The organism is Pseudomonas sp. PAMC25584, from assembly GCF_058135675.1.
In genome coordinates, this window is record NZ_CM176870.1 from 3,285,618 (window position 1) to 3,310,874 (window position 25,257).

A 25,257-nucleotide genomic window follows, 5' to 3' on the forward strand; every position below is an offset into this window, starting at 1 on the left:
AACTCCTAACGGCGTGGGGTGCGTACCGACGGCGCGATCAGCGGGTGATCGGAAGTCGCATTCTGCTTGACGCGCTTGGGGGTGGCTGATTTGGACAGCGCCGACAGAGCGACGAACCATGCCTTGGGCATGTCGATGGGCAGCCCGATGGGAATGCCCGCCAGTTTCGGCGTGCGCTGAAAAGCGTGGCCAGGCTCTTCGAAGCCCGGGGCGGTGCAGTTGATGCAGGCAAATCCACCACGGGTGCAAGAGCCTTCGCCATTCCACAGGCGGGTATTGCAGTCGCCGTGAGCCTGGGTGCCTTTGCAGCCGAGGTTTTCCATCATGCAGCCCAGGTCCGAGGGTTTTTCCGCACTGGCTTTGTATTCGTAGAACTCGTTGCGCGTGCAGCCCTGATGCACCAGTTGGTCGGCGTAGAAACGCGGACGCCCGAGGATGTCCAGATCGGCCGCCTCGAACAACCCGGCGGCCAGCGCCATCAAGGTGTCGGTCACCCAGCCAGGGTGCGTTGGGCAACCGGCCACGTTGATCACCGGCAAGCCGCGCAACGAGCGATAATCGGCGCCCAGCAGGCCGCCGCGATGCTCACCGTCAAATTGCAGGCCGCAGGCGTCGGTCGGGTTGCTGCCCGCAGCGGTGATGCCGCCGTAAGCAGCGCAGGTGCCGATACCCAAGGTGTATTGGGCCACCGCGGCGAGCTTGCGCACCCAGTCGATCATCGGCGCATCGGTCCCGGCCAGCATGTGAAAACGCCCGGTGCCGTTCGGACCGCGCAGCAATGAGCCTTCTATGCACAAGGCATCGAGGCGGGTGCGACCTTGCAGGCAGTCATCGAGGATATCCAGCACCTGATCACCGCTTTCAAGGGACAGCGACGGATGCCAAAGCAACTCGATCCCCGCACTGCGCCACATCGCGGAAAAGTCCTGGGTGTCGGCGCACAGCAAGGACATGTTGCAGCCGCCGCAACCGCCCGATTGCAACCACAGCACTCTGAATGGGCTATTCATCGGGCCTCCTCCAGGCCAAGACGGCGCAATTTCTGGCGCAGGCCCACGCGCGACAAGCCCAGTTCACGGGCAGCATGGGTTTTGTTCCAGCGGTGACGCAGCAGCGATTCCTTGAGTATGGTCGCTTCGATAGCGTCCAGTTGTTCTTGCAACGTGCCCGTGGGTGGCGAGAGGCGTATGTCGTTGGTGTTGCGCCCCTGGCCCTGGCCTTGCATGACGCGCCAGGAAAACGAATGCGCAGCGATTTGCGCGCCTTCCGACAACGCGGCAGCGCGGTAGATTTCGTTGCGCAACTCGCGAATATTGCCGGGCCAGGGGTAACCAATCAGGCTTGCCAGGGCGTCGTCGGCAAAGTGCAGGTCTGGCAGGTCCAGCTCCAGGCGGGCATCGTCGAGCAGCTTTTTGGCGATGGGCATCAGGTCGGCGGTTCGCTCGCGCAACGGCGGCAAACCCAGGCTGACCGTGGACAGCCGGTAATACAGGTCGCTGCGAAAACGTCCAGTGGCGACATCCTGTTCCAGATCGCGATGGGTCGCCGCAATCACCCGCACATCGACCCGTACCGTGCTGGAGGCGCCGACCGGGCGTAGCTCGCCTTCTTGCAAGACGCGCAACAACTTGACCTGAAAGGCCGGCGAGGTGTCGCCGATTTCGTCGAGCAGCAAGGTGCCGCCATTGGCACGCTGGAACAGCCCGATGTGATCCTGATGCGCGCCGGTGAAGGCACCGCGCTTGTGCCCGAACAGCTCGGACTCCAGCAAGGTGTCGGGCAGCGCGGCGCAGTTCTCCATGACGAAGGCATTGCCCGCGCGTGGGCTGGCGTAATGGATGGCGCGGGCCAGCAACTCTTTGCCCGTGCCCGATTCGCCCAACAGCAGCACCGACAAATCATAGCGGGCGACCCGTGCGGCCAACTCACAGACGGCATCCAGCGGCCCCCCGGGGCTGCGCACGATGCGCGAGAAATCGAAGGTGTCGCGCACCCGCTCCAGCGTTTCCCGGCTGCGGCGGCGCAGCGCTGGCGTGCCGGCGCGCAGTTCCAGGTCCAGTCGCTGCATATGGTTTTGCAACGATTGGCTCTCTACCGCATTGCGCACAGTGTTGAGCAGGTTTTCAGGCAGCCAGGGTTTGAGCAGGTACTGATAGATGCCGGCCTGATTGACGCCCGCAATGATGTCTTCCGAGTCGGTGTAGCCCGATAGCACGATGCGCACCACCCCCGGCCAGCGCTCGCGCACTTCCTTGAGAAATTCGATACCACTGACATGGGGCATGCGCTGGTCGCAGAGGATCACCGCCACCACATGCTGTTCAAGAAGTTCACGTGCTTGCGCGGCTGACTCGGCCAGCAGCACCTGGAATTCCTGATCGAGTACCCGGCGCAACGATTCGCGCGAACGTAGCTCATCGTCCACTACCAGGATCATGGGCAAGTCGGATTGCGAGTCGAATGGGGGAGTCATGAGTCCGCGAAAGGCAGAGTATTGGTGTTCACTGCAACATTATGTTGCAACGAGTCATGGCGTCGATGGTAGCACGGTGCCAAAAAGCCACGAGGCTTTTCCTATTTTGGGGGCCGCTACGGGAGCTTTTTTGTAAACAGCGCCTTGCTCCCCCCCGAGCAGTTCCGGCGCTTTACGCCGCCCCCCGACCTAGAAGTTCGCCGGCGTATTCGCGCTGATGATTTCCGCCTCATCCTGCCCGATATTGCGAAACCTGTGGGGCAAGGTGGTGGGGAAGTAATACCCATCCCCAGGGTTCAAGATGCTGACCTGGCCATCGACAGTGAGTTCGACGGTGCCACGGGTGACAAGGCCGCACTCCTCCCCTTCGACATGCACGATCGGCTCTTCGCCAGAGCTGGCGCCCGGGGCATATTGCTCGCGCAAAAAGCGCATCTGGCGACTGGGGATCGGTGCGCCAACCAGCAGCAGGCGCAGGCCATCGCGGCCCAGGTCAGGCTGTTCGTTGGCGCGGAAGACGTATTGGTGTTCGCGTGGTGGCTGGTCAAAGGTGAAGAAGTCCGCCAGGGACATGGGGATGCTTTCCAGCAGCTTTTTCAGGGAGCTGACGGAGGGACTGACGCGATTCTGTTCGATCAGGGAAATGGTGGCGTTGGTCACGCCGCTACGCCGGGCCAGCTCGCGCTGGGAGAGTTTGTAGCTTTCGCGAACGAGTTTGAGTCGGGTGCCCGTGTCCATAGCTGCCTTATATAAGGGTGACTGAAGCGGCGTTTATCGGTTGCGATAGCTCTGCAGGAGCCGAGGCGGGTGTGGGCAGGCAATGTTGCGAAGTTCGCCGACTGCCTGGCCCAGATACCTGAAAGGCGGCTATTAAATCACGTTTGTGGGTAGAGCTGTAGCCGCGCTGAATACGCCCGAGCGCAAGAAAAAAAGCAAGCCCGCAGCCACTGCCTAAGACGGCATGGACCGGGGCTCGCGGCGCTTATGTACCTGACCGGTCAAATACCGAATCGGTCGCGCAGGGCGTAGTAGGCGGCGCCCATGGCCGTCAGCGGGGCCTGGAAAGTGCGGCCGCCGAACATCGGCATGTGTGGCAGGGAGGCGAAGGCGTCGAAGCGTTCGGCGTCACCGCGGATCACTTCGCTGATCAGCTTGCCCGCCAAATGCGAACAGGTGACACCGTGGCCGCTATAGCCCTGCATGTAGTAGGCGTTCTTTTCGATACGGCCAAATTGCGGCATACGCGACATGGTCAGCAGGAAGTTGCCGGTCCAGCGGTAGTCGATCTTGACGTCTTTCAACTGCGGGAAGGTCTTGAGGATCTTCGGTCGGATCAGTTGTTCGATGTCGTCCGGCTCGCGGGCGCCATAGACCACGCCACCGCCGTATAGCAGGCGGTTGTCAGCGGTCAGGCGGTAATAGTCGAGCAGGTAGTTGCAGTCTTCGACGCAGTAATTGTGGGTAATCAGGCTGCGCGCGACTTTCTCCGACAGCGGCTCAGTGACCACGATCTGCGAGCCGCAGGGCATGCTTTTGCGGGTCACCCTTGGGTCGAGATCTTGCTGCAGGTAGGCGTTGCCGGCGATCAGCAGGTACTTGGCGCGAACCACACCCTTGGCCGTGCGCACCACGTTGGGTTCGCCGTAGGTGATGTCCACGGCCGCCGACTGTTCGAAGATCTTGCCGCCCAGGCCAATAATGGCGCTGGCTTCGCCCAGGGCCAGGTTCAGCGGATGGACGTGGCCACCCTGCTTGTCCAGCAGGCCGCCGATGTAATTTTCACAGCCCACTTCGCTGGCGATGTCCTTGGCGTCGAGCAGTTGCAGGTTGCGGTTGCCATAGCGCTCCCAACTGTTTTTCTGTTCGACCAGGCCTTTGAGTTGCTTTTTGTTCAGCGCGGCGAAGATCCCGCCCGGGCGGTAGTCGCATTGGATGTCATAGTGCTGGATGCGCTGGCGAATGATCTCGGCGCCTTCGAACATCATGCTGCCGAGGATTTCGGCGCTCTTTTCGCCGTAGCGCTGCTCGATAACATCCACGTCACGGCTGTAGGAGTTGACCAGTTGCCCGCCGTTGCGCCCGCTGGCACCAAAGCCGACCTTGGCCGCTTCGAGCACGGTGACGCTGTAGCCGGCTTCAGCCAGGAACAGCGCCGACGACAGGCCGGTGTAGCCGGCGCCAATGACACAGACATCGCACTCGACCGACTCTTCAAGCACAGGGAAGTCGCCGGTGTGGTTGCGGGTTGCGGCGTAGTAGCTGTTTACATGGGGTTGCATGGTTAGGACTCCCTGGCGATTGGCCAGCGCGGGCTGGCAATCGCCGTTGTTAGTTGGGCTTAGAGCTTCACCCAGGTGGCTTTGAGCTCGGTGTACTTGTCGAAGGCGTGCAGCGACTTGTCGCGGCCATTGCCCGACTGTTTAAACCCGCCGAACGGCGCGGTCATGTCGCCACCGTCGTACTGGTTGACCCACACGCTGCCGGCGCGCAGACCCCGAGCAAAGCGATGGGCGCGACTGAGGTTGGCGGTCCACACCGCAGCCGCCAGACCGAAGATGCTGTCGTTGGCGATCGCCAGCGCTTCTTCTTCGGTGTCGAAGCTGATCAGCGACAACACTGGGCCGAAGATTTCTTCGCGGGCAATGGTCATGGCATTGGTCACGCCGTCGAAAATCGTCGGCTCCACGTACTGGCCACCGGTGTCTTGCAGGGTGCGCCGGCCGCCAACCAGCAGTTGGGCGCCCTGCTCCTTGCCGATCTCGATGTAGCGCAGCACGTTGTCCAGTTGCCGCTGATCGACCACCGCGCCGACCTTGGTCGCCGGGTCCAGGGGGTGCCCTGGTTTCCAGGCCTGGAGCGCCTCCAGCAGCAGCGCAATGAAGGGCTCGCGGATCGAACGCTGCACCAGCAGCCGCGAACCAGCCACGCAGACCTCGCCCTGGTTGAAGGCAATCCCGGCCGCCGCCGCTTCGGCGGCAGCGCGCAGGTCCGGGGCATCGGCGAATACCACGTTGGGGCTCTTGCCACCCGCCTCCAGCCATACCCGTTTCATATTGCTCTGGCCGGAATACACCAGCAGTTGCTTGGCCACGCCGGTGGAGCCGGTAAAGGCCAGCACGTCCACATCCATGTGCAGGGCCAGCGCCTTGCCGACGGTGTGGCCGTAACCCGGCAGTACGTTGAATACGCCCGGGGGAATGCCGGCTTCGAGTGCCAACTGGGCCAGGCGAATGGCGGTCAGCGGCGACTTTTCCGAAGGCTTGAGGATGAACGAGTTACCCGCCGCCAGGGCCGGCGCGAACTTCCAACTGGCCATGATCATCGGGAAGTTCCACGGCACGATGGCCGCGACCACGCCGCAGGGTTCGCGTGTGATCAGGCCCAACTGGTCGTGGGGCGTGGGCGCCACTTCGTCGTAGAGCTTGTCGATGGCCTCGGCGCTCCAGCGGATCGCGTTGGCCGTGGCAGGCACGTCGATGGCCATGGAGTCGCCGATCGGCTTGCCCATGTCCAGGGTTTCCAGGAGTGCCAGCTCTTCCTGGTGCTCGAGGATCAGATCGGCGAAACGGATCAGCACGCGCTTGCGCGCCGCCGGGGCTTGCAGTCGCCAGGTCCCAGACTCAAACGCCCGGCGCGCGGCGAGCACCGCCGCGTCGGCGTCGGCCTCATCGGTGCTGGCGACCTTGGCCAGAAAACGCCCGTCCACCGGGCTGATGCTGTCAAAGGTCTCGCCGCTGGCGGCCCAACGGTACTCGCCGTCGATAAAGGCCCGGCCTTCGAGGTTCAGGGACTGGAAGTACTGCTCCCAGTCATTGCGATGCTTGGTCATAGGGTGTGCTCAACGCAAAAAGTGGGAGGGCCGTCAGACCGTGTGCAGGTACCAGTTGTACTCAAGGTCGGAGATCGAGTTCTCGAACTCGGCCAGCTCGCTTTCCTTGCACGCCACAAACACGTCGATGTACAGCGGGTCGATGTACCGGGCCATGACCTCGCTGTCGTCCAGCTCACGCAGGGCGTCGCGCAGGTTGTTGGGCAGGCTCTGTTCGTTCTGCTCGTAGGAGTTGCCTTCGACCGGCGCCCCCGGCTCGATTTTGTTGGTCAGGCCGTGGTGGATACCAGCCAGTACCGAGGCCATCAGCAGATAAGGGTTGGCGTCGGCGCCTGCCACCCGGTGCTCGATGCGCACGGCATCTGACGAACCGGTCGGCACGCGCACGGCGACGGTGCGGTTGTCGATGCCCCAGCTCGGCGAGTTCGGCACATAGAACTGCGCGCCGAAGCGGCGGTAGGAGTTGACGTTCGGGCAGAGGAACGCCATCTGCGCCGGCAGGGTTTCCAGCACGCCGCCGATAGCGTGACGCAGGGCGTCGTTGGTCTCGGGGTCTTCGCTGGCAAAGATGTTAGTGCCCGTTTTGTCGAGGATCGAGATGTGCACGTGCAAACCATTACCCGCCTGGCCCGGATAGGGCTTGGCCATAAAGGTGGTGTCCATCTCGTGGTCGTAGGCGATGTTTTTCACCAGGCGCTTGAGCAGCACCGCGTAGTCGCAGGCTTTGATCGGGTCGCTGACGTGGTGCAGGTTGACTTCGAACTGCGCCGGGGCACTTTCCTTGACGATGGCGTCAGCGGGGATGCCCTGCTCTTTCGCGCCTTCAAGGATGTCTTGCAGGCAGTCGACGTATTCGTCGAGGTCATCAATCAGGTAGACCTGGGTCGAATGCGGGCGCTTGCCCGAGATTGGCGAGCGCGGTGCTTGCGGGCGGCCGTTCACGTTGTCCTGGTCGATCAGGTAGAACTCCAGCTCGAACGCGGCGCAAATGGTCAGGCCCAGGTCGTCGAACTTACTCACCACCTGGCGCAGCACTTCGCGCGGGTCAGCGAAGAACGGCTGGCCTTCGAGTTCATGCATGGTCATCAGCAGTTGCGCGGTGGGGCGCTTCTGCCAGGGCTCGATGCACAGGGTGTCGGGGATCGGGTAGCAGATGCGGTCGGAGTCGCCGATATCCAGGCCCAGGCCGGTGCTTTCCACGGTCGAGCCGTTGATGTCCAGGGCGAACAAGGACGCCGGGAGGTTGATGCCTTTTTCATACACCTTGTGCAGCGCCGTGCGTTCGATGCGCTTGCCGCGCACCACGCCGTTCATGTCTGCAATCAGCAGATCGACGTACAGGACCTCAGGGTGTTTCTTCAGAAAGGCGTTGGCTTCGTTGAGCTGAACGGTACGCAGTGGGACCGACATGATGCACCTATTGTGTTAATTATTATGTTCAAAGCTGTTTCGTAGCTGCAGTCAATCCGAAAGATAAAGTGAAGTCAATAGCGAAAAGCGCGGGCTATTCGTTAATTATATTGATACTGGATAGGCAAACACAGGGCAAAAACCAAGCAAACACGCAGACCAACACCCCGATGCGTCTATAATTTTTTACATGAAGGTTGTTAATTAAAATCAACATGGATAAGCTCTGGAAAAACTCGTTCCAGCGTGAATTTCGAGGTGATAAAAATGGCACTCAAGCCATTGATCGGTGTTACTGCATGCGTCAAAGAGATTGGCTTGCACCCCTACCATGTCAGCGGCGACAAGTATTTGCGTGCTGTCAGCGTCGCGGCCCTGGGGCTGCCGGTGATCATCCCTTCCCTGGCGGACCTCTGCGAGATCAAGGATCTGCTGCACTACGTCGATGGCCTGCTGTTTACCGGCTCGCCGTCCAATGTCGAACCCTTCCACTATCAAGGCTCTCCCAGCGCGCCGGGCACCGCCCATGACCCGCAGCGCGACGCCACCACCCTGCCCCTGTTGCGGGCAGCGGTGGCGGCCGGCGTGCCGGTCCTCGGTATCTGCCGCGGCTTCCAGGAAATGAACGTGGCCTTTGGCGGCAGCCTGCACCAGAAGGTGCATGAATTGCCGGGCTATAGAGACCACCGCGAAGCCGACGACCCACGCCTCGAAGTCCAGTACGCCCCGGCGCACCCGGTGGCGATCCAGCCCGGCGGCGTGTTCGAGGCCATGGGCCTGACCGGCGAGATCCAGGTCAACTCGATCCACAGCCAGGGCATCGACCGCCTGGGTGACGGTCTGCGGGTCGAAGCCGTGGCCCCGGATGGCCTGATCGAAGCCATTTCGGTGGAGCACAGCCAGGCGTTTGCGTTTGGCGTGCAGTGGCACCCGGAATGGCAGGTCCTGTCGAACCCGGTCTACCTGAGTATTTTCCAGGCCTTCGGCGATGCCTGTCGGCAACGCGCCGCGCAGCGTCAGCACCGCTAACACAAGGCGGCCCGCACAGGGCCACCAGTACTCGATTCACCGATTGACACGCCCTGCCCACGCGGCGCGCGCACCTGTGTGCACCCGCCGTGCGGCGTGAACGGCAACACCCAAACAACAACAAGCAAGCCCAGGCAGCCAGGATGGCAGCGCCGAATAAACCTGCACCGCATTGATGACGCAGGTTTGCAATCAACCTTATTAAGTCAGGCCGCATTGGCCCGACGACCTGTTGGGAGTTTCACATGGCAAACGCCTCCAGCATTTATCGCAAGGCTCTGGAAGGTCATCAGCCACCACAAAAGGTGCTGGTGAAGATCGACCGCGTGACCAAGAAGTTTGATGAAACCGTGGCCGTGGACGATGTGTCCCTGGACATCCACCAGGGCGAGATCTTCGCCATGCTGGGGGGGTCCGGTTCCGGCAAATCCACCCTGCTGCGCATGCTCGCCGGTTTCGAACGGCCCACCGAAGGCCGCATCCTGCTGGATGGCGTGGACATTACCGATATGCCGCCCTATGAGCGGCCGATCAACATGATGTTCCAGTCCTATGCCTTGTTCCCGCATATGACCGTGGCGCAGAACATCGCCTTCGGCCTCAAGCAGGATCGCCTGCCGGCCAGCGAAATCGAGGCGCGGGTCGAGGAAATGCTCAAGCTGGTGCACATGACCCAGTACGCGCGGCGCAAACCCCACCAGCTCTCCGGCGGCCAGCGCCAGCGCGTCGCCCTCGCCCGCTCCCTGGCCAAGCGCCCGAAACTGCTGCTGCTCGATGAGCCCATGGGCGCCCTGGATAAAAAGCTGCGCTCGCAGATGCAACTGGAGCTGGTAGAGATCATCGAGCGCGTGGGCGTGACCTGCGTGATGGTGACCCATGACCAGGAAGAGGCCATGACCATGGCTCAGCGCATCGCCATCATGCACTTGGGCTGGATCGCCCAGATCGGTAGCCCGGTGGACATTTACGAAACCCCGGTGAGCCGCCTGGTCTGCGAGTTCATCGGCAACGTCAACATCTTCGAGACCCAGGTGGTCGACGACGCCGAAGGTCACGCGGTGCTCCAGTGCCCGGACCTGGACCGCGACATCTACGTCGGCTACGGCATCGCCACTTCGGTGGAAGACAAGTCGGTGACCTACGCGATCCGCCCGGAAAAACTGCTGGTCACCACCGTAATGCCGACCGGCGAGCACAACTGGTCGAGCGGCAAGGTCCACGACATCGCCTACCTCGGCGGGCACTCAGTGTTCTACGTGGAGCTGCCGAACGGCAAGATCGTCCAGTCGTTCATGGCCAACGCCGAACGCCGTGGCTCCCGACCGTCCTGGGGCGACACCGTGTACGTGTGGTGGGAAGACGACAGTGGCGTGGTACTGCGGGCATGAGTACATCGACCATGAGCACTTTCAATCAAGCGTTGATCCGTGTGCTGCCCAGCGGTCGCAAGCTGGTGATCGGCATTCCCTTCCTCTGGCTGTTCCTGTTTTTCATGCTGCCGTTCTTCCTGGTGATGAAGATCAGCTTCTCCGAAGCGGCCGTCTCGATTCCGCCCTACTCGGAAATCTACACCTTCGTCGACCAGAAACTCCAGGTGCTGCTGAACCTGGGTAACTACAGCCTGCTGGCCGCCGACGATTTGTACATCTCGGCCTACCTGGGCTCGCTGAAGATCGCCCTGCTCAGCACGTTGATGTGCCTGCTGATCGGCTTTCCCATGGCCTATGGGATTTCCAAGACCCGCAAGGAAATGCAAAACGTATTGCTGCTGCTGATCATGATGCCGACCTGGACCGCGATCCTGATCCGCGTCTATGCCTGGATGGGCATCCTCAGCAATAACGGCCTGCTCAACGCCTTCCTGATGTGGAGCGGCCTGACCTCAAGCCCGATTGAAATCCTCAACACCAACACGGCGGTCTACATCGGCGTGGTCTACGCCTACCTGCCGTTCATGGTGCTGCCGCTGTACGCCAACCTGGTCAAGCACGACCAGAGCCTGCTGGAAGCCGCTTCGGACCTGGGATCGAGCAACTTCAACAGCTTCTGGAAAATCACCGTGCCGCTGGCCAAGAACGGCATCATCGCCGGGAGCATGCTGGTGTTCATCCCGGTGGTCGGCGAGTTTGTGATCCCGGAACTGCTGGGCGGCCCGGAGACCCTGATGATCGGCCGCGTGTTGTGGCAGGAGTTCTTCAATAACCGCGACTGGCCGGTGGCGTCCGCCCTGGCGGTGGTGATGCTGGCGATCCTGATTATTCCCATCTTGCTGTTCAACCGCAGCCAGGCCAAAGAAATGGAGGCACGGGCATGAAGCGTTTCAGTTTTTCGACCCTGATGCTGGTGCTCGGCTTGTTGTTCATCTACCTGCCGATGCTGATTCTGGTGATCTATTCGTTCAACGCTTCCAAGCTGGTGACGGTCTGGGGCGGCTGGTCGCTCAAGTGGTACCTGGGGCTGTTGGACAACACCCAATTGATGGGCTCGGTGGCGCGCTCCCTGGAGATTGCCTGCTACACCGCCGTGGCCGCCGTGGCGCTGGGCACCCTGGCCGCCTTCGTGCTGACCCGCGTCACCCGTTTCAAGGGCCGGACCCTGTTCGGTGGCCTGGTGACCGCGCCTCTGGTGATGCCGGAAGTGATCACCGGTCTGTCGCTGTTGCTGCTGTTCGTGGCCATGGCGCAGATGATCGGCTGGCCCATGGAGCGTGGCATCGTCACCATCTGGATCGCTCACACCACCTTCTGCGCGGCCTATGTCGCGGTGGTCGTCTCGGCGCGCCTGCGGGAGCTGGACCTGTCCATCGAAGAAGCGGCGATGGACCTCGGCGCGCGACCACTCAAGGTGTTTTTCCTGATCACCATCCCGATGATCGCGCCGTCGTTGGCGGCGGGCGGCATGATGGCGTTCGCCTTGTCCCTGGATGACCTGGTGCTCGCCAGTTTCGTCTCCGGGCCCGGCTCCACCACCCTGCCGATGGAGGTGTTCTCCGCCGTGCGCCTGGGGGTCAAGCCGGAGATCAACGCCGTGGCCAGCCTGATTCTGCTGGCGGTGTCGCTGGTGACCTTCATGGTCTGGTATTTCAGCCGCAAGGCCGAAATGAACCGCAAGCGGGCGATCCAGGAAGCCATGGACCAGACCACCAGCGAAGCCTGGCAGCCGCAACCCCAACAGTCATAACGAACACCGGCGACGGCCTAGGCCGTCGTGTTTTACCCCACAATAAAAAATGGAGTTGGATGCATGAAAAGGTTTGGCAGGACTCTGCTCACACTGTCCCTGTTGGGCGCCATGGCTGGCGGCGCCCAGGCATCCGACAAGGTGCTGCGTGTGTATAACTGGTCGGACTACATCGCCCCCGACACCCTGAAAAAGTTCGAGGCCGAGACGGGCATACACGTCACCTACGACGTTTTCGACAGTAACGAAACCCTGGAAGCGCGGCTGCTGGCCGGCAAGTCGGGCTACGACATCGTGGTCCCGTCCAACAGCTTCCTGGCCAAGCAGATCAAGGCCGGGGTCTACCAGACCCTGGACAAATCCAAACTGACGAACTGGAAGAACCTGAACCCGGTGCTGCTGAAAAATGCCGCCGCCAGCGACCCCGACAACGCGCATGCCTTCCCGTATATGTGGGGTTCGATCGGCATCGGCTACAACCCGGAGAAAGTCCGCCAGGCACTGGGCACCGACGCGCCGCTGAACTCCTGGGACCTGCTGTTCAACCCCGAGAATGCCGCGAAACTCAAGGCCTGCGGCATCAGCTTCCTCGATTCGCCGACCGAAATGCTGCCAGCGGCCCTGCACTACCTGGGCTTCCCGGTGAACTCCCAGGACAAGCAACAGATCGCCCAGGCCCAGGAAGTATTCATGAAGATCCGCCCTTCGGTGGCGTACTTCCATTCCTCCAAGTACATCTCGGACCTGGCCAACGGCAATATCTGCGTGGCCGTGGGTTACTCCGGCGACGTGCTGCAAGCGCGCGCCCGGGCTGAAGAAGCCAACAACGGGGTGAAGATCGACTACAGCATTCCCAAGGAAGGCGCCGGCAGTTTCTACGACATGGTGGCCATCCCCCGGGACGCGAGCAACGTCGACAATGCCTATGCCTTCATGAACTTTCTGATGCGCCCGGATATCATCGCCGAGGTCACCAACAGCATCGGCTACAGCAACGCCAACGCCGCGGCCACGCCCCTGGTGGACGAGGCGATCCGCAACGACCCGGCGTCCTACCCGCCCCAGGAAGTGCTCGCGACCCTGTACGCGATCCCCGACCAGCCCATTCCCGTGCAGCGCCTGATGACCCGCGGCTGGACCAAGGTCAAGCTCGGCAACTAACACGTGCGCGCCACCACTCGGCGCACCCCGCTTCCGTTCCCGTCGCGCCTTACCACCGCGACCTTTGCTGTGAACGGCTTCACCCGGCTCCCTCGGTTAGGGTGAAACCCTTGGCGCCTTCGGGCGCCTTTTTTGCGTTCAGCCGCCGCCAAAGCGCCCTGCCACTCTGGGCCTTTCATTGGTGCGCGGCACTGAGCAATTAAAACGCTTGAGGATGCCCTGCACTTTCTGGCCCACTTGATCGCGCGCTCGTGTGAAGTGCTAAAGAGCGCGCGGCACCTCGTGGAACCCAAATAACAACTTCGGACAAACCTTATGAACTCCAGCGTCAGCCGCTGCGCGCTCCCGCCCGACTCAAGCATTGCCCGCCATGCCACAGGTGCCAGTTTCATCGATTGCCAGAGCACCTTGACCGATGACCACGCGCGCAGCGCCTTGCGGCATGGACTGCGGCTGATGGCCCGGACACCTATTTGGATCGACCGATTGATGGCGCTGCGCAATCGACTGGTGCAGGTGTTTGGCCTCAAGGACCTCGGCAGGCTGACACGCATCGACCTTGAGCGTGCAGATGCCGACTATCGACCCGGCGACCGGGTGGGGATTTTCACCCTGGTCTCGCAAACCCCCGACGAGGTTCTGCTGGTCGACCAAGACCGGCACCTAGATGTGTACCTGGCCATCAACCTTATGCCGCTCGACGCGCAAGGGACCCGCCGGGCGGTACTTTCCACCGTGGTCCAGCCGCACAACTGGCTGGGCCGCCTGTATATGCTGCCGGTGGCGCCGTTCCATCGCTTTATCGCGCCACGCATGCTGGCCATGCTCAATCAGCGCTAGCGTTGTTCATACCCGCGTTCAAGCTCAGTGCGTTCCACGAGCCGCGGGAACAGACACTCAAGCGCCAAGGCACTTTAGGCGGCCATTCGACGCCCACTTCGAAGCCCATACTGAACAGGGCCCAATCCTCAAAGATAACGGTTTGCCCGTTGGAAGGGTGACCGACGGCCAAGCGCTTTGCTGGCTGGATGGGCAGGTCGCAGGTGTCTTTGAGCTCGGAGCCGAGCACGCACATCACACAGTTTGAAACCGCAAAGAAGTCCGGTGGCGGTCACCTATTCGACCAAGCGGCCTTGAAATAGACAGGTTTTACCGGATTTGTCCGCAAAGCTTGTTAGGATAAAGCGGCTAACATCTCGTTTAACCATAGGAACAGCGGGGATAATGACAACTGCACGTCATGGCGTGCCACCAATAAGGAGATTCTCATGGTTGAAAAGCCTACGGATGATCGGCCAAACATCCCTCACGTCCCCAGTGAGGACGGTATTCCAGCACCGAGCGGAGCTGCCAATCTGATCGACACTGACTATGTGATCGGTCAAGACAACATCAAGGGAGAGTTTTCGTTCTCGCTCGATATCCACGGCAAAGTGTTCATTATTTCAGCGGCCACCATTTTACTGTTCGTGGTTTTGACGCTGGCATTGCAGAACGAAGTTGAACCCCTCTTCAGCTCTATCCGAAACTGGTTAACCAGCCACCTTGCCTGGCTCTTCATGAGCATTGCGAATGTTTTTGTCGTGCTGTGCATTGCGTTGATTTTCTCTCCGCTGGGTAAGGTTCGCTTGGGCGGCAGAGATGCCAAGCCAGACCATAGCTACGTCGGATGGTTTTCAATGCTTTTTGCCGCAGGCATGGGCATTGGTTTGATGTTTTATGGCGTAGCCGAACCCATGTCGCATTACGCTGCGTCCATGGGCGGTGTGACAGTCGATGCCAGCGGCGTGCGCACGGACTGGGCGCCGTTAGGAGGGGCTGCAGGCGACATGAAGGCATCCGCCGATTTGGCGATGGCTGCCACGATCTTTCACTGGGGGCTCCATCCCTGGGCGATATACGCGATAGTGGCGCTGTCCTTGGCGTTGTTTTCTTACAACAAGGGCTTACCGCTTTCGATACGCTCAATTTTCTACCCCCTATTGGGCGAGCGTGTTTGGGGATGGCCAGGGCATATCATCGATATCCTGGCGGTATTCGCCACGCTATTCGGGTTGGCGACTTCGCTGGGCATTGGTGCAGAACAAGCTGCCGCAGGGATTGAATACCTTTTCGGAATCCGATCGACGAATCTCAGCAAGGTCGTGCTGATCGTTGGTATCACCTTGATCGCTCTTTGGTCAGTCCTTGCCGGCTTGGACAAGGGTGTCAAGATGCTTTCCCAGATCAATATGGGACTCGCATTACTCTTGCTGGTGTTTATCATCGTAGTGGGGCCGACGTTGGCCATCTTCACGGGTTTCTTCAAAAACCTGGTGACGTATGTTGAATACCTGCCGGCACTTTCGAACCCATTCGGACGCACTGACACTCAATTCACCCAAGGCTGGACGGCCTTCTATTGGGCTTGGTGGATCAGTTGGTCGCCGTTTGTAGGCATGTTTATCGCGCGCGTCAGTCGTGGTCGAACGGTTAGAGAGTTTCTGATCTCTGTCCTGCTCGTTCCTTCAGTGGTTTCTGTGCTGTGGATGACCACGTTCGGCGGAACGGCCATTGACCAAGCGACGGTACAGGGCGTGATGGGCGTCAAGGACGCTGTGCTGGAACTGAAACTGTTCGCCATGCTGGGAGAACTGCCGCTTAAGGAGATCAGTTCATTCCTGGGCATCATTCTGGTCATCGTGTTTTTTATTACTTCTTCGGACTCCGGTTCGTTGGTGATCGATACGATCACCGCCGGGGGTAAGGTTGATGCGCCGGTGCCTCAACGTGTGTTCTGGGCGGTCATCGAGGGCGTGATTGCGATTGCCCTTCTATTGGGGGGTGGTCTGGTAGCACTGCAGGCGATGGCAGTTTCCACAGGTTTGCCCTTCGCAATCGTTCTGATGTTGGGATGTATCTCTCTCGTGAAAGGATTGATGACTGAGCCTCGTTAGTGAACATGAGCTAAGACATACGTAACTTTCGCTTCAAGTTTCAAGGTGTAACACGTCAATCCGTTTGCACCTTGAAGCTAAAACCGAGGGCAATATGTTCCAACAAATCAATAGTTTCTTCGTCATCCACAACTTTCTGGGAATAGCGTTAGCTAACTGGATTGTCGCTACCTCACTGGCAATGATCAGCTTTATCTTGGCCAGGGCGGCGATTGGCTTTTTTCGGAGAAAACGTCGGACAGTATCTGTACTACCCAATGCCCATATCAGCCACGATACGTCGCTTGGGGGGCGAACAGATCGTCATGGCGAACGCCGCAATGATCGGAAGTACCATACAAAACTATAAAAGGCTTCAAGAACGCCGAGTCGTGTTCGAAATTGCGTTGACCTACCACTGCTCTCCGCAACAAGTTAGAGACGTGCCGCAACGCATAGAACAGATTATCCGCAAGCAAGAAAGAGCACGATTCGATCGCTGTCACTTTCGAAACTTCGGCAATAGTGCGTTAGAGTTCGAGACCGTTTACATCGTGCTCGACCCTAGTTACAACGTTTATATGGATGTCCAGCAAGACATCAATCTTGGAATAATCGACGCGTTCGAGGAACTGGGCGTCAACTTTGCCTATCCGTCACGCACGGTCTACATTGCCTCCGATCCCGGCAAGGATAGGCTTTTGAATGATTCCAAACACCCGATCTAGAGGCTCGTGCCTTGCCTGATCGACATCATTGCCCAGTGCGCTTGGCGGCGTCACTTGGATTTGGATTTGGATCGCACCAGGTCAGGCGAGGTAGCGCGGGATCAACCAAGCGCTTTGAATGCAGGGTTCAAGGAGCGGTTACTATCAAATGGCGTTAGCCTCGCGCGTTAACGCCAGCAGTTGAGCAACTGAGTCAATTCCACAACTCGCCAACCGGGGTGGACGTTGAATAGTGAGTCGCGATCTGCGCCTGCAACAATTCTGCTGTCGCAAGGGCATCGGTTAAAGCGTGGTGGGCATGGTACGCCGGAAGGCCAAGCCGCTTGCGACTATCTGCCAATCGTATGGATTGCTGTGAGCGCCCCATGAGTCGGGCAAACCAACCGAGTTTTTGCCGATGCAGTCGAGCCTCTAACTGCATCGTATCGATGACTGGAAAGTCCAGCCCCTCCCCTAAATATCTACGGACTGCCTGATCCAAGAAGGCGCGCTCGATATTGCGATAATGGACGACCATCACCTTGCCGGTCATAGCCGTCAGCAACGGATCTAGCACCTGTGCAAAGGTGGGAGCATCGAGAATCTCGGTATGGGTTATGTGATGAAAAGTCACTGACTTTTCATTCAGTTCGGAAGATGGGTTTATCACCCAGTAAAGTGAGTTCCCGCAATAAATGCGCTGTAGTGTGAACGGCATCACGCCGATGCTCACAATGCTGTGCGCGTGTGCATCAAGACCGGTGGTTTCCACATCCATTGCGAGCAGTTGCACACTCTCAATGGAGGCCTGGGCTGAGACTGCACCGGCTTGATAGAACTGTCGCAAGCGGCTGTTAACGGCGTTTTGCGCCAATGTCTCAAACCTGGAAGACCAGTCCAGCATTTTACGATTGGGCTGCGCATTCATGTGCTTCATGACGCGAGGCGACCTTTTGGAGGATAGCGGAATCGCAAGAAATTCTGGCCATTACTCAAGACCTGAAACGCCTCTTTTAGATTACGCCGCTCACTGTTGGAAAAACGCTCGGGCTCGACGTAGTTATTGAGCGCAGCACCCTGCTCCAACGCGTCTGCCTGATGTCGGATTCGCACCATCGACAGAAACTCCAGTGCATATCGAAGTTGCTTTAATCCTTCAGGCGGGATGACGTTGCTGCTCGCTATCGCATCCATGCGATCAAACGAATTCTGCGCGGTACTGCCGCACGCAAGCGCATGGATGCGGATAAGGTCAGTCAGCGGAGCGGTGCCCCGCCCCTTGAGATTAATGATCCTTTTGTGCTGCCCGTCTGTCTCGACGACAAAAGTACGGAAAAACCCCAATGGCGGCGTCCGGTCAAGCGCAATTCGAGCCATGGCACTCAGAAAAACAGGGTGTGCGCTGGATTTGCGAGCACACAGAGTTTTTAGCTCTTGTACCAACTCAAGCTGGCCAAAAACACCGTCAAGGTCGAAAAAAATACAGCTATTGAGCAACGTCGTCGGGTTAGGTTTCTCGATCCACTGATCGAAATAACGTCGCCACACATTCAAGGGCTGACGCCACTGATCGTTGGTCGCCATTATCCCGCCCTTACAGTAGCTGTAACCGCACGCGGCCAGGCCATCACTCACAAACGTTGCCAAGGCCCGAAAGTAAGCATCGTGCTGGATCGGATCGAAGCTGTCGTCAAGCACCAATGCGTTGTCCTGGTCAGTCACCAACAACTGCTCATCGCGCGCCATGGAACCGAGCACCATAAAGCAGTAAGGCACCGGAGGCGGCCCCAGTTTCTTCTCTGCCAGTTCCAGCAAACGCTGGGTAAAGGCCCGGCCAATGCCGGAAATTGCGCTGCCGATCATGTGTGCAGTGGCGCCATCACGCACCATGCGGATGTAGGTTCCACGCAGGTCGCGCAAAAGCGATTTCAGGCCTTCGACGGAGGTCTGATTAGAGATTCTGTTTACCAGGTACAAACTGCTGTGCGACTCGTAGCGAATGATATCCGACAGGTTGATCAGACCGATCGGATGGCCATGGTGGACGACTGGCAAATGGTGAATATTGCGGCGCAACATCATCAGCATGGCTTCAAACACTGAGTCATCGGCGCCGATCGCAACCGGGTCGGCAGTCATGATGTCGCTGGCGCTCGTTTCATCAGCGTTTCGGCCAGCAGCAACAACGCGCGTGCGCAGGTCGCGATCAGTCACGATCCCTTGGATTTCAGCCGGCTGCAAGCCCGTAGGCGACATCACCAACACGCAAGAAACACTTTGCTCTGTCATGACTTTTGCCGCGTCGCCGACAGAAGCATCCGACGCGATCCACACCAGGGGTCGTGAGATAAGGGCACGGCATTTGAGCTGAATAAGTTCACTCGCACGGCCCTGCGCCTCAACGGCCGTCTTGAGCCTGGAGTGCCCCTCGGCTTCAACAAAGTCGGCGAAAGCATCATGTTGCGCGCACAGATCAGCGAAGACGTCGGCGGGTATGTAATAGATCAGGCTATCTTCCAATGCTCTGGCAGGAAAACGCACCTTGTTACTGCGCAACAGACCTGCTTGCCCGAATATGTCGCCTTCGACAAGTCGGTTGTAGAGTTCGCCATTACGCCGGTAGATCTCCACGGCACCACTGCGCACATAGTGCAAGTCCTGAATAATCGCACCCGCTTCAAGGATGTCACTGCCGGCCTTGAAATAACTTACTTCTACCCGCCGAGCGATGGCGTCTACCGACTCCTTTGGCAGCGTATCAAATGGGGCGAAACGATAGAGGTGGTCGCTAATCTCCTGTAACTCGATTTGCATGAAACCTCGAAATGCTGGAAAAAATATACGTTGCAAACGCCATAGTTGGCGAAGGGTAATCGTCTTTACAGTGTTAGCCACCACATCACATCCCGGGACGAGGATCAAGCGCTATGCGCTGCACCAACTACTGCGTAACGGCTTACCGTAATGTTTGCGAGGCCAGCAAGTGCGGCATTCACCCAGGGCGCAGCGCAGTTGCGCTGACCCAGCCTATGGTTTGGCTTTTTGCGTGGCGGCGTCATTGCCCTCCGACTGCAGAAAGCCACGCGCCAACTGTTGATAGAGCTCAGGCCCCATCCTGGCACTGACTGCTTTGGCAATCAGCGCAACAGCCATCAGACTGATCACCATGCCATGGCTGTCGATCATCTCCATCACGATGATCGCGGACGTGATCGGCGATTGCGTGACAGCCGCCAGAAAGCCAACCATGCATAAGGCAATGATGGGCTGTGCCGCCAGAGCGAAGAACTCAGCGACGTTGGCGCCTACCGCAGCCCCTACCGCCAGAGACGGGGCAAAAATACCGCCCGGGATACCGGAAAAATAAGTCACTACGGTCGCGAGAAAACGCGTGATCGGCGCGTGCCAGGGCAGACCGATATCAGACACGATGATCTGGGATGTGATCCCATAACCGCTGCCAAAGGACATCCCGCCACTGAGCCAACCGAGAATAGCCACGATCATCCCGCAACCACCTGCGAACCAGACAGGGTGCATGCGACGCCATTCCCATACGAAAAATCGGCGATACCTCTGCGGCCACAGGAGCATCCGACTGAACAACCCTCCCATAAGGCCGCAGCCAATACCAATCGCCAGTACCGGGATAACGATATCGAGATTGACCTCTTGCACGTCGAAATGCCCGAAATAGTTGTAGTTGCCCTGCAAAGCAATCGCGACCATCCCCGACAAGATGATCGTACTGAGCAATACCCCGCTGGTACGGGTTTCCAACTTACGCCCCAACTCCTCCACCGCAAAGGCCACACCGGCCAAAGGCGTGTTGAACGCGGCGGCAATACCCGCTGCACCACCGGCCAGAATGAGGTCTTCGGGGCGGATGATTCGAGCGTTAGGCAGATAACGGTGAAAGAAATGCATGATCGAGGCGGCGACTTGAACTGACGGGCCTTCACGCCCGGCTGAAAAACCACCGGTCAACGCCAGAGTACCTAGCCCTATCTTGGCAACAGCAAGGCGCAAGGACACCAACTTATCCACGGGTTTACCTTGATGGGCCAACCGTGTAGCCGCAATGACCTGAGGAATACCGCTGCCTTGTGCCCCGACAAAAAAGCGGGTGGTCATCCATACGACAAACATGCCGATCAAAGGCGTGTAGATAAACGGCAGCCAAGGCCGGCCGGCGGTTTGTTGAACGAACTGCATCAGCGCCAGGTCGGCCAGCCGGGCGAACAGCACAACCAGTAACCCGGCGAGGGTAGCAGCAGCCCAGAGCGTCACACGAGTACGCCATCGGATCGAGGCAAAGCGACGACGTATGAGTAATATCGGCTTGATCACCCGAGCGGATTCCCGTTGTTGAGGTTAAATAAAACCCAGAAAACAAGACTACCGGGTTAAACGGTCAGGTCCAGCCAGCAGCGGCTAAAGGATTATAGCCATCATCTTCCCCTGCTACCCACTCCACGTGCAGTTACCCCGGCAATCTGATGCAGGGTAGGACTGTCCGCTCGCGACTGTGCTGATCAATCAACTACTGTGGAGTCGCCCTGAATAAAAACAAACAAGACGCAGAGATTCCCATGCGCGTAAAGAACCGCTTCGCCATGCTGGCCGCCGCTGCAACCCTTGCGCCTGGGGCGCACACCGGAGGCTGGCGATTACCCGCTGTGGGTTGATGGCCAGTGTCACGCCCTGAATCCCTGGATTGGCGCGCCAACCGCTCGCCAGCGTTTTATTCAAATATGGACGTGCAAGGCCGGCTGATGGTCGGATTAACACGATCAGCCGGCCCCCTTCTTCGCCCGGCCACGCAGCGTGCGACGACGCACGCAACCGGCAAGCCCGAATGCCTAGGCGCCATCACTGCGCTCTCTCTTTCGGGTCATCCAGCTCGTGTGGGCGCACACCAAGGCAAAAGTCAGCAAGAAGAAAGCCAGATAAGTCGTCACTATGTCCCCCTCATCTAAGTCAGCGCGTTAGGTTGTTATTGCGAATATATCCATGCTGACGAGGTGGGAAGGTTAAGGTGGGTTAAGAAATAGTTAGTATTCGGGCGCGCCTTAGATCAATAGGGTTCACATGCATTGGGTGTCGGCATTGAGTCGGGAGCGCTGAAAACACGTTCAAATGGAGGAAATCATGAGTAGTGCGTTGGTCATAGAGGACGATCAGGTGACTGCTGAAATCATCGTCGCTGAGCTCCAACGCCACGGCTTCAGCTCAAAGTGGGCTGCTACCGGCCGCGACGGACTGGCCTTGGCGATTGCAGGCGGCTACGACGCCATTACCCTGGATCGCATGCTGCCTGACTTTGACGGGCTGACAATTGTCAGCACCTTGCGCAGCCTTGGGATTCAAACACCGGTCTTGATGATCAGCGCACTGTCCGATGTGGATGAGCGCGTCCTGGGGCTCCGTGCGGGCGGCGACGATTACCTGACCAAGCCGTTTTCCGCGGTCGAGATGGTCGCACGCCTGGATGCATTGCTTCGACGCACTGCCGCAGACCCCAGCAACCCCCACCTCAGTTGCGGAAACCTGCGCCTGGACCTGGTAGAGCACAAACTGACTCGAAATGACGAAGACATCCAACTGCTGCCCACCGAGTTCAAGCTGCTCAATTACCTGATGCGCAGTGCCGGCCAGTTGGTCACGCGCACCATGCTGTTTGAAGGCGTCTGGGGATACCACTTCGACCCTGGAACAAACATCATTGATGTGCACATCGGTCGACTGCGCAAAAAGCTGGAAAGCGACGAAAACTCGCCTGTCATCCATACAATACGCGGTGCCGGCTATGTCCTCGTTACCCAAAAATGAGGATTGGCGCTCGTCCGGAAGTCGGCTGATCGGGTTTTACGCAGTGTTTTTCGTGGCCTGGGGCGCACTTTTTACGGGTGTGCTGTACTGGGAAATTTCCCACTATCTCGGAACGGTCGCTGAACGGACGTTGTTGCAACGCGCCCACTATTATCAACAGATCGACGACACCCAATTGCTCGCAGAGCTGGCTGCCAGTGAGGCTTTTTCAACGCCAGGGATCGACGCCTACGGCTTGTTTGCACCCGATGGCAAACACGTCGCCGGCGACCTGCTGAAACTACGCTCCAACCTGCCCGACGATGGCCAAGTCCATTACCTTGAGCGCGGCCTGAGCATTGCGTTACCCAGCACCGAAACCAGAAGCAGCTATGCCCTGATGGCACGACGCCCCGACGGGCATATCCTCATTCTGGCCCGTGACGGAGGGTCAATATCCGCCGTGGGTGGCATTATCGAGCAGGCACTGATGTGGGGGTTGTCATTAACCCTTATCCCCGGATTGATTGGCTGGCGTTTATTACGGCGGCGGCCATTGCGGCGTGTCAAACGCCTGCAGCTGTGTACCGAAAGTATTGTCTCCGGCAACCTGTCTGAACGTTTGCCGTTGTCCGCACGCCGCGATGAACTGGATATGCTGGCCAGCGCCGTCAATACGATGCTCGATCATATTGAGCAACTGATGTATGAAGTCAAAAGCGTCTGCGACGGTATTGCCCATGACTTGCGCACGCCGTTGACACGCTTGCGCGCAAGGCTCTATCAGTTGCAGCAATTGCCGCTGGCGCGTGAACATGAGCAGGCCTTGAACCAGGCGTTTGAGGAGAGCGAGTCGATCATGGTGCGTTTTCAAGGGCTGCTGCGGGTTGCCGAGCTTGAGGATATTCGTCGTCGTTCTGCATTTGCGCCCTTTCCGATCATGGCGCTGTTGAAACAGGCGCATGAATTTTATGAGCCGATGGCGCTGGACCGCTCCCAAACGCTTTCGTTGGCCATTCCCAGCGATTGTCCCAGGGTGTACGGCGACTCTTCGTTGCTGTTCGAAGCGCTGGTCAACCTGCTCGATAACGCCCTTAAATTTACCCCTGAGGGCGGCCATATCGAATTGCGCGGGAGCGTCAAGGATTCATCGGTCATGATTGAAGTCGTCGACGATGGTGCCGGCATCCCTGAAGCGGATCGTACACATGTCATTCGCAGGCTCTATCGCGGTGAGGGAAGCCAGATAAACCCTGGCCACGGCTTAGGCTTATCGTTAGTCGCCGCCATCGTCAAATTGCACGGGTACACACTGGATATCCGCCCTGCCGCCCTGGACAGGGGAACATGCGTATTGATTCATTGCCCGCTGTTCATCGGTCAAGCCACCGATTGATCTGTACCTGAACATTAAATTTAACTTAACACTGGTTAATTTGAGCGCCCCGCCTGCGAGGCCTAATTTGGCAGCACTTATTGCTGACCCAAGGCCTTTTGCTTGTGAGATATCTGCTGTTCCTGCGTGTGTTGACCGTGCTTTGTGTAACGCCACCGCTTCTTTGGGCAAACGACGCGCTGGCTGCCAATGCAACCCTGGGGGCAATGATCCCCGCTGCACCGAAGCTGGGTGCCGAAGCCTGGATACTGATCGACGCGGCAACGGACAGCGTAATTACCAGCCACAACAGTGATGCACGCCTCCCCCCGGCCAGCCTCACCAAATTAATGACGGCTTACGTCACTACACGTGAGCTCAAGTCGGGGCGGATAAGCGCCGATGACCAAGTCGTCGTGAGCGAAAACGCCTGGCGCACTGGTGGCTCACGCATGTTCCTCGAACCTGGCAGTTCTGCTTCGGTTCACGACTTGCTGAGCGGCGTGATCATCGATTCAGGCAACGACGCCAGCGTGGCGTTGGCCGAACATATCGCGGGAAGTGAAGGCGGGTTTGTCGGGATGATGAACTCGACCGCTTCAACGCTGGGATTGATCAACACGCACTTTATGAACTCCACCGGTCTACCGGACCCGGAGCATTACTCCTCCGCGCGAGACATGGCGACCTTAGCTCTGAAAGTCATCAATGAAGGGACCACCTACTACCCTCTCTACGCCAAGAAAACCTTCACCTGGAACGGCATTCAGCAATCCAACCGCAACGCACTGTTGTGGCGCAATTCCATCTACGACGGTTTGAAGACCGGTCATACAGAGGCGGCGGGGTATTGCTTGGTGGCCTCCGCACAGCGGGATGGGCAACGCTTGATCAGTGCAGTACTGGGCGCCAGTAGCACCCGTAAACGTGCGGAAGAAACAGAAAAGCTGATGGGGTACGGTTTTCGCTTCTACGACATCCAAACCTATAAGAAAGGCGGCGAAGTACTCGCACAGGCTGCGCTCTGGAAGGGTAAACAACCGTCCATCAGCGTGGGGTTGCTCGACGACATGACTCTCACGCTGCCTAAAAACGCAAGTCGAAAAATCGAGATGCGCTTGGCGTTTGACGGTCCGATCGAAGCCCCTATCACTGCAGGCACAGTCATCGGAAGGCTAGATCTGTTCGACGCCGAACATAAACTGGGGGAGCGGCCATTGGTCGTCCTTGTGGACGCAGAGCAAGGCTATTGGTGGACACGTTGGTGGGATACCGTGCATCTGTTTTTCACCCGGACGATCCGTAGCTGGTTCGATGAGACCGAGATCGCATGAGTCGCTTCAATACCCGCTGATTACACGGCAAAA

Annotated in this window: 19 protein-coding genes and 1 pseudogene; 11 read left to right on the top strand and 9 right to left on the bottom strand. The window is 58.8% G+C overall.

The genetic code is table 11. From position 1 onward, the window contains the following. Nucleotides 1-5: 5 nt before the first annotated feature. The 6 genes from ACS5Q8_RS14965 to ACS5Q8_RS14990 form a co-directional block, all read right to left on the bottom strand. The gene (locus tag ACS5Q8_RS14965; RefSeq protein WP_276193107.1) at nt 6-1,010 is read right to left on the bottom strand and encodes an NADH-quinone oxidoreductase subunit B family protein; all 1,005 of its coding nucleotides are present in this window, start codon (nt 1,008-1,010) and stop codon (nt 6-8) included. Beyond that, the gene (locus tag ACS5Q8_RS14970) at nt 1,007-2,473 is read right to left on the bottom strand and encodes a sigma-54-dependent transcriptional regulator (protein ID WP_276193108.1); all 1,467 of its coding nucleotides are present in this window, start codon (nt 2,471-2,473) and stop codon (nt 1,007-1,009) included. Before ACS5Q8_RS14970 ends, ACS5Q8_RS14965 begins: the two co-directional genes overlap by 4 nt. 189 nt (nt 2,474-2,662) lie before the next feature. Next, nucleotides 2,663-3,211 (bottom strand): cupin domain-containing protein, encoded by a 549-nt coding sequence (locus tag ACS5Q8_RS14975; RefSeq protein ID WP_010563061.1) that lies wholly within the window; start codon nt 3,209-3,211, stop codon nt 2,663-2,665. A 260-nt stretch (nt 3,212-3,471) separates the two neighbouring features. Then, nucleotides 3,472-4,752: an NAD(P)/FAD-dependent oxidoreductase gene (locus tag ACS5Q8_RS14980; RefSeq protein WP_247405779.1), complete on the bottom strand. Its 1,281-nt coding sequence runs from the start codon at nt 4,750-4,752 to the stop codon at nt 3,472-3,474. Between the two features lie 59 nt (nt 4,753-4,811). Next, nucleotides 4,812-6,302 carry an aldehyde dehydrogenase gene (locus tag ACS5Q8_RS14985; RefSeq protein ID WP_276193109.1) on the bottom strand — a complete coding sequence of 497 codons (1,491 nt, stop codon included), beginning with the start codon at nt 6,300-6,302 and terminating at the stop codon, nt 4,812-4,814. A gap of 33 nt (nt 6,303-6,335) precedes the next feature. Next, nucleotides 6,336-7,712, bottom strand: coding sequence for a glutamine synthetase family protein (locus ACS5Q8_RS14990; RefSeq protein WP_426099844.1), 1,377 nt, complete (start codon nt 7,710-7,712; stop codon nt 6,336-6,338). Nucleotides 7,713-7,979: 267 nt separating this feature from the next. Here ACS5Q8_RS14990 and ACS5Q8_RS14995 point away from each other — a divergent pair, with 267 nt between their 5' ends. From ACS5Q8_RS14995 to ACS5Q8_RS15030, 8 genes and pseudogenes are all read left to right on the top strand, one after another. After that, on the top strand, nt 7,980-8,741 hold the full coding sequence (locus ACS5Q8_RS14995; RefSeq protein WP_443693420.1) for a gamma-glutamyl-gamma-aminobutyrate hydrolase family protein: 762 nt from the start codon (nt 7,980-7,982) through the stop codon (nt 8,739-8,741). A gap of 245 nt (nt 8,742-8,986) precedes the next feature. Then, nucleotides 8,987-10,129, top strand: a complete 1,143-nt coding sequence (locus ACS5Q8_RS15000) for an ABC transporter ATP-binding protein (protein ID WP_276193112.1) — start codon at nt 8,987-8,989, stop codon at nt 10,127-10,129. 44 nt (nt 10,130-10,173) lie between these two features. Then, entirely contained in the window at nt 10,174-11,055 is an 882-nt protein-coding gene (locus tag ACS5Q8_RS15005; protein WP_276197942.1) for an ABC transporter permease subunit, read from the top strand. Further along, on the top strand, nt 11,052-11,921 hold the full coding sequence (locus ACS5Q8_RS15010) for an ABC transporter permease subunit (protein WP_247398273.1): 870 nt from the start codon (nt 11,052-11,054) through the stop codon (nt 11,919-11,921). The genes ACS5Q8_RS15005 and ACS5Q8_RS15010 overlap by 4 nt, the downstream gene beginning before the upstream one ends. A gap of 63 nt (nt 11,922-11,984) precedes the next feature. Further along, nucleotides 11,985-13,082, top strand: coding sequence for a polyamine ABC transporter substrate-binding protein (locus ACS5Q8_RS15015; RefSeq protein WP_426099846.1), 1,098 nt, complete (start codon nt 11,985-11,987; stop codon nt 13,080-13,082). Nucleotides 13,083-13,397: 315 nt separating this feature from the next. Then, nucleotides 13,398-13,922, top strand: a complete 525-nt coding sequence (locus ACS5Q8_RS15020) for a DUF2867 domain-containing protein (RefSeq protein ID WP_426099847.1) — start codon at nt 13,398-13,400, stop codon at nt 13,920-13,922. 428 nt (nt 13,923-14,350) lie between these two features. Continuing rightward, a complete protein-coding gene (locus tag ACS5Q8_RS15025) occupies nt 14,351-16,018 on the top strand; it encodes a BCCT family transporter (protein WP_247398282.1) in 1,668 nt (555 codons plus the stop codon). Nucleotides 16,019-16,293: 275 nt separating this feature from the next. After that, nucleotides 16,294-16,725, top strand: a pseudogene (locus ACS5Q8_RS15030) (mechanosensitive ion channel family protein); the annotation flags it as partial. 193 nt (nt 16,726-16,918) lie between these two features. Here ACS5Q8_RS15030 and ACS5Q8_RS15035 read toward each other — a convergent pair. The 3 genes from ACS5Q8_RS15035 to ACS5Q8_RS15045 all read right to left on the bottom strand — a co-directional run bounded on the left by ACS5Q8_RS15035 (nt 16,919) and on the right by ACS5Q8_RS15045 (nt 21,054). Then, nucleotides 16,919-17,641 carry a 3'-5' exonuclease gene (locus ACS5Q8_RS15035; protein WP_276193115.1) on the bottom strand — a complete coding sequence of 241 codons (723 nt, stop codon included), beginning with the start codon at nt 17,639-17,641 and terminating at the stop codon, nt 16,919-16,921. Continuing rightward, complete coding sequence (locus ACS5Q8_RS15040; protein ID WP_276193117.1) at nt 17,638-19,518, bottom strand: DUF294 nucleotidyltransferase-like domain-containing protein; 1,881 nt, start codon at nt 19,516-19,518, stop codon at nt 17,638-17,640. The genes ACS5Q8_RS15035 and ACS5Q8_RS15040 overlap by 4 nt, the downstream gene beginning before the upstream one ends. 213 nt (nt 19,519-19,731) lie before the next feature. Then, nucleotides 19,732-21,054: a chloride channel protein gene (locus ACS5Q8_RS15045; RefSeq protein ID WP_247398297.1), complete on the bottom strand. Its 1,323-nt coding sequence runs from the start codon at nt 21,052-21,054 to the stop codon at nt 19,732-19,734. Nucleotides 21,055-21,855: 801 nt separating this feature from the next. Between ACS5Q8_RS15045 and ACS5Q8_RS15050 the strand changes: the two genes are divergently transcribed. The 3 genes from ACS5Q8_RS15050 to ACS5Q8_RS15060 all read left to right on the top strand — a co-directional run bounded on the left by ACS5Q8_RS15050 (nt 21,856) and on the right by ACS5Q8_RS15060 (nt 25,224). Continuing rightward, complete coding sequence (locus tag ACS5Q8_RS15050) at nt 21,856-22,536, top strand: response regulator transcription factor (protein ID WP_247398301.1); 681 nt, start codon at nt 21,856-21,858, stop codon at nt 22,534-22,536. After that, on the top strand, nt 22,514-23,911 hold the full coding sequence (locus tag ACS5Q8_RS15055) for a sensor histidine kinase (protein ID WP_276193118.1): 1,398 nt from the start codon (nt 22,514-22,516) through the stop codon (nt 23,909-23,911). Before ACS5Q8_RS15050 ends, ACS5Q8_RS15055 begins: the two co-directional genes overlap by 23 nt. Nucleotides 23,912-23,991: 80 nt before the next feature. After that, complete coding sequence (locus ACS5Q8_RS15060; protein WP_465159086.1) at nt 23,992-25,224, top strand: D-alanyl-D-alanine carboxypeptidase family protein; 1,233 nt, start codon at nt 23,992-23,994, stop codon at nt 25,222-25,224. Nucleotides 25,225-25,257: the final 33 nt, after the last annotated feature.